Annotated in this window: 12 protein-coding genes; 7 read left to right on the top strand and 5 right to left on the bottom strand. The window is 56.6% G+C overall.

The genetic code is table 11. From position 1 onward, the window contains the following. Positions 1 to 91: 91 nt before the first annotated feature. Complete coding sequence (locus ROO76_14150; protein MDT8069305.1) at positions 92 to 475, bottom strand: cupin domain-containing protein; 384 nt, start codon at positions 473 to 475, stop codon at positions 92 to 94. Between the two features lie 49 nt (positions 476 to 524). Beyond that, entirely contained in the window at positions 525 to 1313 is a 789-nt protein-coding gene (locus ROO76_14145) for an SDR family oxidoreductase (GenBank protein ID MDT8069304.1), read from the bottom strand. Between the two features lie 228 nt (positions 1314 to 1541). Between ROO76_14145 and ROO76_14140 the strand changes: the two genes are divergently transcribed. After that, positions 1542 to 2195, top strand: coding sequence for a nuclear transport factor 2 family protein (locus ROO76_14140; GenBank protein MDT8069303.1), 654 nt, complete (start codon positions 1542 to 1544; stop codon positions 2193 to 2195). Positions 2196 to 2307: 112 nt separating this feature from the next. After that, positions 2308 to 2499: a hypothetical protein gene (locus ROO76_14135; protein ID MDT8069302.1), complete on the top strand. Its 192-nt coding sequence runs from the start codon at positions 2308 to 2310 to the stop codon at positions 2497 to 2499. 836 nt (positions 2500 to 3335) lie between these two features. Here ROO76_14135 and ROO76_14130 read toward each other — a convergent pair. The 3 genes from ROO76_14130 to ROO76_14120 all read right to left on the bottom strand — a co-directional run bounded on the left by ROO76_14130 (position 3336) and on the right by ROO76_14120 (position 7728). Continuing rightward, entirely contained in the window at positions 3336 to 4244 is a 909-nt protein-coding gene (locus ROO76_14130) for a M50 family metallopeptidase (GenBank protein MDT8069301.1), read from the bottom strand. A 146-nt stretch (positions 4245 to 4390) separates the two neighbouring features. Beyond that, positions 4391 to 6865: a sulfatase-like hydrolase/transferase gene (locus ROO76_14125; GenBank protein ID MDT8069300.1), complete on the bottom strand. Its 2475-nt coding sequence runs from the start codon at positions 6863 to 6865 to the stop codon at positions 4391 to 4393. A 386-nt stretch (positions 6866 to 7251) separates the two neighbouring features. Next, entirely contained in the window at positions 7252 to 7728 is a 477-nt protein-coding gene (locus ROO76_14120; protein ID MDT8069299.1) for a nuclear transport factor 2 family protein, read from the bottom strand. 249 nt (positions 7729 to 7977) lie between these two features. Between ROO76_14120 and ROO76_14115 the strand changes: the two genes are divergently transcribed. The 5 genes from ROO76_14115 to ROO76_14095 are packed head-to-tail and all read left to right on the top strand — an operon-like array spanning position 7978 to position 14971. Then, a complete protein-coding gene (locus ROO76_14115) occupies positions 7978 to 9297 on the top strand; it encodes a thymidine phosphorylase (protein ID MDT8069298.1) in 1320 nt (439 codons plus the stop codon). 10 nt (positions 9298 to 9307) lie between these two features. Continuing rightward, a complete protein-coding gene (locus ROO76_14110; protein MDT8069297.1) occupies positions 9308 to 10546 on the top strand; it encodes a nucleoside transporter C-terminal domain-containing protein in 1239 nt (412 codons plus the stop codon). Beyond that, a complete protein-coding gene (locus tag ROO76_14105) occupies positions 10543 to 11421 on the top strand; it encodes a purine-nucleoside phosphorylase (GenBank protein MDT8069296.1) in 879 nt (292 codons plus the stop codon). The genes ROO76_14110 and ROO76_14105 overlap by 4 nt, the downstream gene beginning before the upstream one ends. Positions 11422 to 11459: 38 nt before the next feature. Continuing rightward, positions 11460 to 12077, top strand: coding sequence for a uridine kinase (gene udk, locus ROO76_14100; GenBank protein ID MDT8069295.1), 618 nt, complete (start codon positions 11460 to 11462; stop codon positions 12075 to 12077). A 59-nt stretch (positions 12078 to 12136) separates the two neighbouring features. Continuing rightward, entirely contained in the window at positions 12137 to 14971 is a 2835-nt protein-coding gene (locus ROO76_14095; protein ID MDT8069294.1) for a phosphoesterase, read from the top strand. Positions 14972 to 15031 lie beyond the last annotated feature (60 nt).

The following is a 15031-nucleotide window of genomic DNA, read 5'->3' as shown; positions in this document are numbered from 1 at the left end:
TGACGTGGTCCGAGAACGTAGCCCCGCACGTAAGTGCGGGGAACTCGCATCGCGACCGCCACAGAGTCGCTTCAGCGACGACAGATTACCTTCACCGCTCCCCAACCTTGTTCAGCGCCTCGGCCTCCGACCGCAGGTACTCGTCGTTCTTCTCGATCCAGTCCTTGCGCGGCGGATTGAAAATATCGAGATCCACGGTGTCTTCCAGCGCCAGGGCTTCGTGCGGCATGTTCGGCGGAATGCACAGCACCTCTCCCGCGCCAACCACGATCTCCTTGCCGTCGATGAAGAACTTCAGCGCTCCTTCGAGGATGTACGTGAGTTGCTCATTGTGATGGCTATGCCGCGGCACGACCGAACCTTTCTTGAGCAGAACGCGCGCGATCATCACGTTTTCGCCAACGACAAAATGCCGCTGCAGTAGCGGATTCAACTGTTCAATCGGTACCGAATCCCAGGAGATATGTTTCAACATAAAGATCAAATCCTTCTCTTCCAATGTCTTGTGCCTTGCACCTTGCACCTTACAGCCCGCGATACGTTCCGCCATCCACCAGCAACGTTTGCCCGGTTATGCAGGAAGCGCGTTCCGAGGCGAGCCACACGATCGCGTCCGCAACCTCCTCGGGTTCGCCGAGCCGTTTCAGCGCGCTGTCCGCTGCCCAACCGTCGAAGATTTCCTGCTGCGTTTTGCCGCTCGCCTTCGATCGCGCCGCGGCGAGATCTTTCAACCGGTCCGTCGCGGTAAAACCCGGAGCTACGTTGTTGAACAAAATCCCGTCTTTTCCGAATTCGTTCGACAGGCTCTTCAGCAGTCCGACGACACCGGCCCGGATGGAGTTCGACAGCACGAGATCGGGAACCGGCTGCCGAACCGAAACCGAGGTGATCGTAATGAAACGCCCCCAATGCCTTTTCTGCATGTGCGGAATCGCCGCGTGCGCGAAGGCAACCGTGCTGAGCAGGTTCAACCGCGCAGCGGCCATCCAGTCGTCCATGGTGGTGGCGAGGAACCCTTTTGCGGGCGGGCCTCCAGCGTTGGTAACGCAGATGTCGAGCTGGCCGAAATGCCCTGCGACCTCCTGGACGAACCTGTCGACCGCGTCGAACTCCGAGACATCCACTCGCCGGGCTAGAACTTCAACGCCGTGTTTCTGGCGAATCGATTCGGCAACTTTCTGAATCTGCTGCTCGTTGCGAGCACACAGCGCTAGCCGGCAGCCCTCGGCCGCGAAGGCCTCGGCCGCCGCCTTGCCCAATCCCTGGCTGGAGGCCGCAACCAGCGCGACACGATTCCGAAGTCCCGTATCCATCTTCCTATCCCTCTCCGCTCGTGGCCCGAGCCGCGACCGCTAACGGACCGGAGCAGGCGATTGTAACAGCCAACATTAACTTTGGGCGCCTCGTCTATGGGTGCCCCGTCTGCATTGATTTCGGTTGCTTCGTGCTGACACAGTGCTACAGTCGGGCCGGTCAGCGGTTCAACGGTCGAGCACCCGGCAAAACCGGCGCCTCGGACTCTACTGTGAGGAGGAAAGCAAATGCCGATCATAAAGCGGGCATTCATGTTGCTGTTCAGCGTTCTGCTTTTCGTATTGCTCTGGAATCTCTATACCCCAAACCAGGGCGCATGGCGCGCTGCTCCGGAATGGGGCAACGCTACGCCGGAAGTCCGGACTTCAGTGCTCAATCAATTGCAAAAATTCCAGGAGGGCTACACCCGGCGCGATGTGAAGCAATTAGATACGTACATGGACGGCGTGTTTTCGCGCGAACGACCAGTGGTCCTCGGCACCATGCCCGGGGAGATCTATGTGGGCTACCCTGAGGTCACCAAGTTAATCCGGGAAGACTGGGAATCCTGGGGCGATTGCCGCTTCCGCCTCGACCAAACCCAGATCTCGGCGGTGGGAAACGTGGCCTGGTTTGCTACCGTCGGCTCGGTCAAGTTTGATCTTTCGCGCTATCTGGTTTTGCCCCTGCGGCTGACGGGGGTAATGGTAAACGAGAACGGAGCGTGGAAGGTCCGGCAAGCCCAGTTCCAGTTTGATCTCGACATCAGCAATTTGCTGCTTGCGCAGGCTCTGACGGCAGCCTGGATCGTAGTCAATGCCCTCCTGCTCGCGCTATCCGCATACCGAAAATGGGCACGCCATGACAGCGCGCAGCACGCCAGGTTGATTGCCAGAGCTTGAGGAATGGGGGCCAGAAATCCCGAATGATAGAACAGAAGAACAGCCCCACCCTCTCCCGCTGGACTGCGCGGGAGAAGGGTAGGGTACAAGGGAAGGAGTGGCCATCAGCCAAATGAAAAAGCACAAAGGACTGAAGGCGTGGCTTGTTACGTGGGAATGGATTGGGGAGCACGCGAAGCGAGAGGACAAGGTCGCAGAGATTCTCGACCCGCGCATTTCTGCCGACCGCGTGCGGGAGATAGTTGAACTGCTCTATCACAGGCGCGCACTTGTCAGTGGAAAAGGTCGCTTGGAGATTGCGTAAGGCGAAACAGCAATACCCGGCAGAGTTCATGATTCTGGAGGGATCGAAGTGGAGAGGCGAGATTAGATGCGGTCACAATCCGTGGCTTCTTGCCCGTTTGGTGGATGACCTCATCATAGAAACTGACCGGAGTGGAAAAGAGACCGCGACTTGGAGTGACCGCTATTCTCCAGTCGAAATGCGAAAGCTAATTCGCCAACTAATGCAAAAGTAAAAGCCGCCATCCGGTGAAGGACAGCGGAATGCGGGCCAGACGGAACATTCCCCAATTTCACAACTTCGAATTCCCGTTTTGGGAATCGCCCAAAACTTTTTTCCTTTACATCACAGACACCGTTCCTCACCACCCTCTATCCTGATCATGGATAAGTCCAACGACGGCGCCCTCCGTGGGCGCCGTTGCTTTTGATCTTTCTCAACTCGCGCATCGAACTGGAAGCGGCACACGTTTACGTGTGCCGATGGCGTGGCTTGTCTTACGACTGCCCCGGTACCCCTCATCTGAGAACCGAGAACCGGCAACTGAGAACTGGCTTGTCGACCGGTGCCCCACATCTGTCGTGGTCAGCAGATGTGCGTCCACAGATGTGGGTTCCACGGCTCCGGCCCGACGCTCACCCGGGGTTTTCCACCCCGGGCACGCAGCCCAAACGCACATTTTTCCGTCGCAAAACCCTGAAAACAAAGATCCTCATCGGGTTTTCAGATTTAAGTTCTTCCCTCTCAATATTTTGCAGCGGAAATTTCCGTAAGCCGCTGAAAACAGGCGGAGGCGAAAACAGGGGGTGGGTCTACAAAAAGTCCCGGACCGGGACACTCCCCGCCGGACGTCCGACCTACGCTGATGAACTCGCGGCGGACAATCGCCTCCACTCCTCGATCGGGTGCTGGGTTCGGCAGTTGAAACACGTCGTCCTGGGGTACTGTGTGCCACACTGCGGGCATGTAGCCTGAGTAGCGAACGTGTCGAAGCGCGTGCCGCACCTGCATTTCCAGAAGTCGCCGATTTGCGGTGATTGCGTGCATGACGGGCAGGCGAAATCCGGGCGGCGAGGCAGGCTCTCCAGTTTCGCGAGCGCGCGAGCGCCCTGCATTCCACGCCAGCACCTGAACAGCATGTATAAGGCGACGGCGCCGAGCCAGACCGATCCCGCTTTGAGAGCAAGGGCTAATAGCGCGATGCCGCCCGCGAAGCCGATCCATGCGGTGATGCTGAGACTGCGCGCGCGTCCGAACACGAACCAGAGAAGCGAGCGCAGGATCTGACCGCCATCCAGCGGGTACACCGGAAGAAGATTGAAGACGAGGAGCACCCAGTTGATGAGAGTGATGGACCGGATGAAGAGACGCATGTCGCCCGGAGTCGACAGCAGTGACGGGTCGACATAAGGGACAGCGAAGAGGATCCCGGCAATCACTACGTTGACGAGTGGGCCTGCGGCGATGCTCCACAAGGTTGCGCCGGGCCGCTCTGGCGGTGAGACGTAGGCCACGCCTCCCAGAGGCCACAAGAGGATTCGGTCGGCGCTGCCGCCAACCTGCTTGCAGGCGAGCGCATGGCCGAACTCGTGCAGCAGCACGATCAAGAAGAGTCCGAGATATTCGGCGATGTTCCAGGATATGGAGGAGTAGTAGTTCTTTCGAGCGCTGATCTCAAAGACCGCGACGACAAACCACAACGAATGCAGATAAACGGTAATACCTGCAACGCGGAAGAGCCGGAAAGAGCCTGGCTGTTGGGACATTTCGGGACTTATACCACGATTCGGCGTGGGAGCGCCTCAGCAAATTTTATGAAGTGACTGCCATGAATGCGGGCCGTGCCGCAGTTCAGCCCTTGGAGCGGTCGCAACCATGTATAACCACGCGCTTCAGTGTGTGGAAGGTTTCACTAGTGCGTGAGCCACTCCATGAAGGTTGGCTCGTGCAATTCGAAGTGATAGAGCTTTCCGATCTGCTGCACGTCATCGTGGATGAGTTCCTGGTCGGTAATCAGAATCTTGTCATTCAATCGATTGACGACTCCAAAAGGATCCTTTTCCAGGTCGAAATACCCGTTGGTATAGTCAAGCGGGTTGGCAATGAACAGGCTTTTTCCATTGTTACTTAGAAGTCCATAAATCGGCGTGTAAGTATTAACCACAAGATAGCTGTCGCGCCGGTACGCTTCTGCTTCTTTTGGCGTTTTGGTGAAGAGCGGCCGTCCAAAGCGTGGGTCGTTCACGACGGGTCCATGCCCCAACAGGTAATAGAGCGTCGGCGTGATATCGATGTTGAATGCGATCTGATCGGGATCATGGTAATAGGTGCTCTTCATCTTCTCCGGAAGATGAATAATGAGCGGAATCCGCAGGTCCTCAGGGTTCATGGTCCACGCATGTCCCAGTCGTCCATATTCTCCATACGAATCGCCATGATCGGACGTGAGTACGACGATGCTGTTGTTATAGAGGCCGGACGACTTCAGGTAGTGGATGAACCTGCCGAAGCACCCGTCGACACGCTCCAATTCCGAGGCTACCTTCGGCATGAAGCCGGGATACGGCTTTCTAGGATTTCGGTAGGGACCCAACCCGGAGAGAGTGATCGCGTGCAGATTTTGAGGCTGGGCATACATGAATATCGGTCGCCTATCCGCTCGGCGATTAATTTTGTTTTCGGCGTCGAGTTCCGTCGAACAGACGTCTTCCTGTGTCCAGACCTTCACATTCTCATCCAAGGGCACCAGGTCCGGCGTCCGCTGCAGCACAACCTGTAAAACCGGGATATCCACGCTTATAAAGCGTTGATAATCGTCCGTATCCAGCAGTTTCTCCATTCCGTTGAGGGTGTGAAAGGGCTGCAGGTAGGACTTCTTGTGCAGCAACATCGCTCCTGCCCAGATCGCAGGTTCGGACAGTGCTGTGCCGTTATACCGTGTGAAGGCATTCCGAAATACTGTGCTTTCAGCCGCGAATTTTCCAATCTCGGGCGTGAAGGTGACCGCCGGATTGTAGGCAGAGACGTAGTCCTGGCGCAGACTATCGATCACAATGACGAATATGTTCGGTTTCTTGATCGAAGTAGGCTCCAGTTTCTCCACCAGCTTTACGTCAACCGCTGTCGCCTTTACTGTTCGCGCTAGATTGCTATGTGCAAGCAGGAAATGGCAAAGTTCATCACAGGTATTTTCGTGCCGCCAAGGCCACGACTCCCTTCGCCATGCCCACAGCTCCTCAACTACCCTGTACGATGTGTCCAAACTCACGTGTTGCGCAAGAGCGACGCTCATTCCCATCGAGACATCGGATGTCTCAGTTCGATGAGTTGAGGGCGCCAGGGCGTAGACGTACAGCAAGGGGCTGATAACGAGAATGCACACGATTGGGAGCGCAGGATACGGCCGCGGCGACCGCATTCTTCGCCACAAAACAGCTGTGATAATCGCCCCGGTCCACAGTATCAAGGTCCACATCTTCTCAAGTAAGTAATTCCAATCAAGCAAGCCGATCAATGCCGGCACAACATAAGCCAAAGCCACGAGGACGCATCCCAAGCCTATTAGCACCCGAGTTTTCTTCTGCTCGACAAACCTGTGTCGCCATGCCCGTATATCCGGAAGCAGAATCCGTTCTGACCCGCCGAATATCACCGATGTGAGAGCAAGCGTACCTGAATAGAGCTGAGACGGTATGCTGTGGAATGGCAGTGAATCCAGGATGACGTTCTGGAGAAGACGATCAAGCAAGATCCACGTCACCAACCTGTATACGACAAACCGCAAGACTGGGCGGCGTGACAAGTGCAGCGACTCGGGAAGGTTGTACAGGCTTACCAGGAATACGCAAAGCAGGAGATCTGCCGCCACCGCGAGGAGCCACGCCCAAATGTCCCGTGCAACAATATGAAACGCGGAACTGCTTTGTAAGGAACGAAGGATCGACGTACCCGGGTCGACGATTCCGACAGCGCCCGCAACAAGCAGTGGGACCACAAATCCTAACCGCCGTGGTGGTTGCTGGTTAGCCGCCTCAATTAGCTTCCAATCCGCGGCAATATCTAGAGTTCCCAGGAAGAGTACCGGAAACAGCAGTACTAAGCTCCAGATAAAACTGCGAGAATCGTTCTGAATATGAGCCAGGGGTTCGGTCACAAAAAACAATACGGCAGCTGCCAGAAGCACCAGCGTAAATTCGATTAGCAATCTGCGTACATGTTGCTTTCCTTCCAGGAACAAGACGACACATAGAGAAACTGCAAGGACGCTGAAAATCCAGGGTTGGAATCGAATCAGCCAGGGCAGCCAGACCAGGTACGGAGCCCTGATGAGCATGTAGTAGGTATCGGGTAAGTACGCCAGCAGGCAGTAGATGGAGAGGAATAACATCAGTACCGAGAACAATGATCGCGTTGCCGCCGATACCCATCCCGGTACAGAAACTCCTAGAGAACTCCTAACTACACCGCGGTTCGACCCCATGCAACCGGAACCCCAGAGCCCAAAGAACGCGTAGCCCTACGACGAGCTTTCCCGCAGCCACAGTCGCTCAGAGAGAAATGACGAACTTGCAAAGTATTTAAGAAGAGTGTGACTGAATTCGGTGACGCGACTCACATGTAGCTTCTCGAAAGGACGATGACCCGCAGGATGCGTCGTTCCCGTTTTGGGAATCTGTGACATCCGGGGGATACGGGACGGAATACGGGGAGCGCCGTGGAATGTGATTACAGGCAGGACATTCCGGGATTTCCGCAAACACTTTTCGTCGTGAACTATTTGGCTTTGTGCGGTGTGATCGGGCAATCCTTTCGCCCCGTATCGGCGACACTTGCGATTTTCCACTCACCGTCCGTCCGAACAAGATTGAACAGGTCAGTTCCGCAATGGTCAACCTTGCCATCGACAAGAAATCCGAATGGAGCCCATACCACTGCCAGATCGTGATCGATGCGCACCAGCGGATTATGGATTCGCTCCTCGATGCGCGTGGTTCCGGGTTTGGCCACTCGATCCGCGAATTCTTCAAAGGTCATCCGGACGGGCTTGCCATCGCGCATCAGCACCATCGAGCCCCCGGCGAGCAACGGCTTCTTGACCGCCGCCGCGTCGCGTTTCGCCATGCCATCAAACAGCGCTTTCACAGGAGCTAAAACCGCCTCTTTTTCCGGCGTTCCGGCATACAGCGCGGTCGCAGCTGAAAGGGAGAGACAAAAGCAGAGAGACAGGGGCAACAGAGGGCGGATTTTCATGGTGCACATTCTAAACGAAAACGCCGGCGAGGCTCACAGAGGGTGTGGTCGAAATCGGGTCCGAGTCGACAGCTTGGAAATGGCCATCCGCCCGCGATTACTACCGTTTTTTCCTTTCCACGATGGCCTATGTCCTTTAAGCTACAGTGTCTCTGCCAGACTCCTTTGAGCCGTTTGCTGGAACCCTACTGAGAAGTGCCTGGGGTTTGCCTCGCGCTCTCGTGTGTGCGGCTGAGCGGCCCCAGACTTATGCTTGTTGTCGAACTCATTAAGAAGAAGCGCGACGGTCGCGAACTCTCCTGCCAGGAAATCGAATTCATTATCTCCGCGTATACCCGCGGAGAGGTGCCCGACTACCAGGTTTCCGCGTTCCTCATGGCGACCTTTCTGCGCGGCATGACGCGCGCCGAGACTTCGGCGCTGCTCCACTCGATGCTGTACTCCGGACAGGTCCTCGATTTTTCGGATCTGCCCGCTCGCAAAATCGATAAGCATTCGACCGGGGGCGTGGGCGACAAAACCTCACTCATCCTCTCGCCTGTTGTCGCCGCCGGAGGCGTTTACGTCCCCATGTTGAGCGGGCGTGGCCTTGGACATACCGGCGGAACGCTCGACAAACTCGAAGCTATACCGGGCTTCAGCGTCAACCTAACGCTCGACAAGTTCCGAACAGTCTTGACTAAGGTCGGATGCGCAATGATCGGCCAGACTGCCGAAGTTGCGCCCGCCGACAAGAAACTGTATGCGCTCCGTGATGTGACCGGGACTGTAGAAAGTCCGCCACTGATCTGTGCGTCCATCATGAGCAAAAAACTGGCCGAGGGGATTGACGGGCTGGTGCTCGACGTGAAGACCGGCAGCGGCGCATTCATGAAGAAGGAAGAAGACTCCGAAGCACTGGCGCGCCTTATGGTCGACGTCGGAACAGACATGGGCAAGCGCATGGTTGCGCTCATTACAGACATGGACCAACCGCTCGGCAACAAGGTCGGTAACGCGCTTGAGGTCGAAGAGTGCATTGAGGTGCTCCGCGGTGGCGGGCCGGAAGACCTGCGCATTCTTTCGCTCGAACTCTGCGGATGGATGTTCTATCTCGGCGAGAGGGCCGACTCGCCTGAAGCAGGCAAGAAACTCGCATGGGATCTCATTGCCACCGGTCGCGCGCTGGAAAAATTCAAAGAGATGATCGTTGCGCAGGGTGGTGAGCCGCAAATTGTCGACGCTCCGTGGAAGCTGCCGCGTTCGCAACGGGTCGGCAATATCTTCGCACCAACGGAAGGGTTCATTACCTCGATCGCTTGCGAGCAGGTCGGGATCGCTTCGTTGCTGCTCGGCGGAGGCCGCGCGAAGAAGGAAGACACGATCGATCCGGCCGTCGGCATCACGCTGCAGAAGAAGGTAGGGGATTTTGTTCACAACAACGACACGCTCTGCACGATCCATTACAACGACGAACGCAATCTGGCCGAGGCCCGCGAACTCCTGGCTGCGGCTTTCCACATTGGCGAGCATCTGCCCGCCACACCGCGTCCGCTGATTCACAAAATCATCCGCGGAAAGAACGTTTAGAGGTAACTGAATGGCGATTCTGAGAGGTTTATTGGGCCTGGCTGTGATCATTGGCCTGGCGTGGGCATTCTCCACAAAGCGCCGTGCGATCAATTGGCGGACGGTAGGAACCGGAGTCACGTTACAAATCTTCTTCGCCTTCCTGGTTCTGAAGTGGACCTACGGACGGGAGATGATCACGGCGGCTGGAGCGGGAATCAACAAGCTGCTTGATTACTCCTTTTACGGATCGAATTTCGTCTTTGGCGAACTCGGAAAGAAAGCCTCGACGAATGGCTTTATCTTCGCGTTTCAGGTTCTGCCGACCATCATCTTCATCGCGGCATTCTTTGCGATCCTCTATCACTTCGGGGTGATGCAGTTCGTCATTAATATTGCGGCGAAACTGATGCAGCGGCTGATGGGCGTCAGCGGCGTTGAATCGCTGGACGTCGCGGCGAGCATTTTTATGGGGCAGACGGAAGCCCCACTGACGATACGGCCCTTTTTATCGCGCGTCACCAACTCCGAACTGATGGTCATCATGACAGCCGGAATGGCACACGTTTCCGGCGGCATCATGGGCGCATATATCCTGAGCGGCATTGAGGCGAAACATCTGCTGACAGCGGTAATCATGACCGCCCCTGGGACGCTGACCATCGCCAAGATGCTGGTGCCGGAGACCGAAGTCCCTGAAACTTCGGGCAAGAGCGCCATTCAGCGTGACGAAGAAGAGAAGCATGAAAACGTGCTCGCCGCCACCGCCAAAGGTACCAGTGATGGATTGAGCCTCGCGATCAATGTCGCGGCCATGCTGATTTCGTTTCTTGCTCTGATCTATCTTTTGAACGGAATTCTGGGTGGGATTCATAACGTGCTCATCGCTCACGGCTTCCGCTGGTTCCCATCCAGTCTTGAGAGCATATTCGGATTCGTTTTTGCGCCTGTGGCGTGGCTCATCGGCGTTCCGTGGCACGACTGCAGAGTTATCGGCAATCTGTTGGGAACCCGCATGGCTCTGAATGAACTGGTGGCGTTCACGATGCTTGGGCCGATGAAGGGGACGCTGGATCCGCGGTCGTTCACGATCGCGACGTTCGCACTGTGCGGCTTCGCTAACATCAGTTCCATCGGTATTCAGATCGGCGGCCTTGGCGCGTTAGCACCGAATCGTCGCGGCGATTTAGCGCGGTTGGGATTCCGGGCCATGATCGCGGGAACGATGGCGAACCTGATGTCCGCCGCAATTGTCGGGATGTTCTTATGAGCACTGCCGTGGAACGCAAAGAAGATCAACTCGACGAATACACTCGCGCGAAGCAGGCTGCGGACTTCGTGCTGGCGCGCTTGGCCGAGCGGCCCGCATTGGGCCTGCCGAAAGTCGCGGTCGTGCTGGGCTCCGGACTTGGTGACTTCGCGAACGACCTCAAGGATGCACTGATTGTCCCGTACGAGACGATCCCGAATTATCCGCGGTCGACTGCGATCGGTCACGCCGGGCGCCTGGTCGTCGGTAAACTCGGAGAGGTAACGGTCGCGGCGATGCAGGGCCGGGTTCACCAGTATGAAGGCTATACGGCGAAGCAGGCGGCGTTTCCGGTGCGCGTGTTCGGCTTGATGGGGCTCAAGGCAATTGTCCTGACGAACGCTGCCGGTGGCATCAACAAAAGCTATGGCCAGGGCGCGCTGGTACTGTTGAGCGATCACCTTAATCTGCAAGGGGCGAATCCACTGACTGGCGCGAATGACGAACGCTTCGGGTTGCGCTTTCACGACATGAGTGATGCCTACAGCAAACGTTATCGTGAGATCGCGCACGACGAGGCTCGCCGCCTGCAGATTGAGCTGTTTGAAGGTGTGTATGCTGCACTATCCGGTCCAAGTTACGAGACCCCGGCGGAGATTCGGTACTTGCGGATCATCGGTGCCGACCTGGTGGGAATGTCGACGGTACCGGAGGTAATCGTGGCGCGGCACATGGGGCTCACTGTGCTCGCGGTCTCCTGCGTTACCAATATGGCCGCGGGAATGTTAGATCAGCCGATCAATCACGAAGAAGTATTGGAAGTTGGCGCAAGAGTGCGCGGCAAATTCCTGGCGTTGTTGACCGCAGTGATTCCGCGCATTGCCGCGACTGTTTAGCGTGATCTTGTTTTAGCGAAGAACGAGGAACGAAGAAGCTGACTCCATACCTCATCGGAATTGCCGGGCCATCCGGCGCTGGAAAGAGTTACCTCGCCGAGCATGTTGCCAGCGAACTCGGCGGTGCTGCCATTTTCCGGCTCGATTCTTACTACCACGATCTCCGCCACCTGTCTCTCGTCCAGCGTGCACACCAGAACTTCGATTGCCCCGATTCGCTCGATTCCGCGCTGCTGACAGAGAACCTTCGCGATCTCACCAAGGGCAAGTCGATCGAGAAGCCGCTTTACGACTTCACGATCCACTCGCGCAGGAAGGAGACGGAGCGGGTGGACCCGCAGTCCTACATCATCGTCGAGGGATTATTCGCACTTTACTGGGAAGAAGTCCGCAAACTCGAGGGCACGAAGGTGTATGTAGATCTGCGTGACACGACCTGCCTGGAGCGGAGAATCGACCGCGATATCCGCGAGCGCGGCCGAACGCGCGAAAGCGTGCTCGAGCAGTACTCGACTACGGTTCTTCCCATGGCCAGGGAGTTCGTCTATCCTTCGTGCGCTTACGCCGATATCGTTGTTTGCGGTGATGACGACATTCAACGCGAGGTGTCGCTCGTCATTGAACATGTCCGTAAGAACGCTGTCACCAGAATTTAATCGAGCACTCGCATTTGCGAATAGCGGATTGCGAATGGCGCAATTAAACTGTTGCCACTATGCGCCGGGCCATCGTCTTCCTATTCCTGTCAGCTTCGCTGTTCGCCCAAACCATCAATCTTCCGTCGAGCAAGACGCTGGAACCGGTTCCGGGGTCACCGCTGAAGCTCAACAGCTTTCCCGTGAACATCGTCATCTCGCCCGACGGCCGTTATGCGGCAATCCTCAACCAGGGCTACGGAACCGCGATGAGCGACCATCACGAGTCGATCGCGATCTATGACATCCGGAACCGCACGATCCGAGATTTTCCAGACGCTCGCCTCGGGCCCAAGTCGAAGCAGACCTACTGGCTGGGCCTCGCCTTCAGCAGCAAGGGCGACGAGCTCTACGCTTCCATCGCATCACTCACGGATCCGGCAGGCATGAGGAAGGGTTCAACCGGCAACGGAATCGCCGTGTACTCATTTGCGAATGGCGAGATCAAACCTGCGCGTTTCCTGAAAATCCCACTGCAACAACTCGCTCCCGGCAAGCGCTTCGCCTACGGCGATACGAAGATTCCGGATGGCAAAGCGATCTCCTATCCCTCAGGCATCTCCGTGGTTCCGCCCGACGCAGAGCATCCGCACGATCGCCTGCTCGTCGCCGACAACCTCAGCGACAACGCGATTCTTCTCGACGCCGTTACCGGAGAGACTCTTGCAACCTTCGACCTCAGTAATAAGGACTTCGTGCCGGCTGTTTTTCCGCACAGCACCATCGTCTCGCCGGATGGCAAGAAGGCATGGGTGAGTTTGTGGAACACTCCTTCGGTGGCTGAGTTGGATCTTGAATCTGCAAAAGTATCTCGAATCCTGAAGGTTGGGCCGAACAGCCTGGAGACAAACACGGAATCATCGGCTCACGCCAGCGCGATGACACTTTCACCGGATCAGAAAATCCTCTTTGTCGCCCTTTCTAATCTGGGCGAGCTTGACGGCGTGGACCTCGCGACAGGCCGTGCAGAGACGATTTGGACGCAGGTACAAAGACGGCCGATAACTGCGATGGGCTCATATCCGACGTCAGTTGCGCTCGCACAAAATGGGCAAGTGCTCCTAATTGGCTGCGCAGGACTCAATGGCATTGCCTCGGTGGAAATTGCAGATTTCCGCAAGGCACATGAACGGAATGGGGCGATGAATGCGAAGGGGAAACGAATGCCTCGCGGGATTGAACCAGCCGCATTTTTTCCCACCCAGTGGTATCCAACGGCAATCGCCGTTCATGACGATGACGTACTGATCGCGAATGGCAAAGGAGTGGGCACTGGGCCAAACATTGGAATGTCGAAAGACGGACGTAAGAAGTTCCCCTACATTGAGACGCTTCTGAATGGCACGTTGCAGCACACTGGGCTTTCAACGCTTGAGAAGTACAGCAAAGCGCTCACGGAGCAGGTTGAAAGGACAAATTACATCAGCCAGAAGCCGGTTCGGATCGCTTGGCATTCCGCAGTGCGTGCCAAACTTCCGACGAAGCTGCGTGCGCGTGGACCGATCAAGCACGTCATCTACATCATCAAGGAGAATCGGACTTACGATCAGATTTTCGGGGATCTCGGAGTTGGAGACGGCGACAAGTCGCTGACCATGTATGGTTGGGACATCACGCCGAACCAGCACAAACTCGCGCTGCAGTTCGGCGTGCTCGACAACTTCTACGATTCCGGCGAGGTCAGCGGCAACGGACACGACTGGTCGACTGCGGCGATCACCAGCGACTACACCGAACGAAATATCCAGGTCGATTACAGCCGTATGCAGCGTGAATACGACTACGAAGGAATGGTCGGAAATCGCTATCCGATCGAGGAAGGAATTCCCGACATCAATGAGCCTGGAACTGGCTTCCTGTGGGGTTTGGTTGCGCGCAATCATCGGACCTACCGTCATTACGGCGAGTTCATCTCGACGGAATGGTGCAACGAACAGGAGTGGTCCGGAAGCCCCGCGATTACGGGTCGCGTGAAGGCGAAGTGCGAAGGTCCAGACGAAATCAAAAAGGGCGAAATGCTTCCGCCGAATGTGGGTGACCCGAAGGGCGGACCAAGTCCGTGGCCCTGGCCAATCCCGATGATCGCGCGGGATGTCCCGACGAAGCCGGAACTCGTCGGGCACTTCGATCCGAAATATCCTGATTTTCGGACTGAGTATCCGGATCAGCTTCGTGTCGACGAGTTCCTTAACGAGTTCAATGCGTTCGTGAGTGCGCGCAAGAGCGGCAAGACCGCACAGGAAATGCCGGAACTTATCGTCCTGCGACTGCCGAACGATCACACGCTTGGGACGAAGGTCGGTTATCCGACACCTTCGGCGAGTGTCGCGGATAACGATCTCGCGGTAGGAAGAGTCGTCGAGGCAGTGTCACACAGCCCGTATTGGGACGACACTGCGATCCTGATTCTCGAGGATGATGCGCAGGACGGTCCGGATCACGTTGATGCGCATCGCTCGACTGCGCTAGTGATCAGCAAATATTCTCCTTCGTCGACGGCGAATCCGTTCATCGACCATCACTTCTATACAACCGTAAACATGATTCGAACGCTGGAAGATTTGCTCGGCCTTCCGCCGATGAACGTCAACGATGCGTATGCTGCACCGATAAACTTGTTCAGCGGGGCGGGGAACCAACCGGCGTTCACGGCGGATCGGAAAAACCTCGAAAACGGACTGCTGTATGCGACAAACCCGCCGAATAATCCTGGGGCGAAGCAATCGGCGGACCTGAATTTCGCGCACGCCGACGAAGCCAATACAGCCGTGCTGAACCAGATCCTCTGGCGCGACCGGAAGGGCAATGTGCCGATGCCCACGCCGAAGCACACGGTGATTCGGGATGGAGAGTAACGATAGGCGAATAGCGGGCAATGTCATCGCTACCGAAAGCCGCTACGTAAGCGGGCAGGC

The organism is Terriglobia bacterium (genome assembly GCA_032252755.1).
Taxonomy (GTDB): Bacteria; Acidobacteriota; Terriglobia; order Terriglobales; family Acidobacteriaceae; genus JAVUPY01.
The sequence above is the reverse complement of the archived record's forward strand: the minus strand, read 5'-3'. Positions and strand labels throughout refer to the sequence as shown.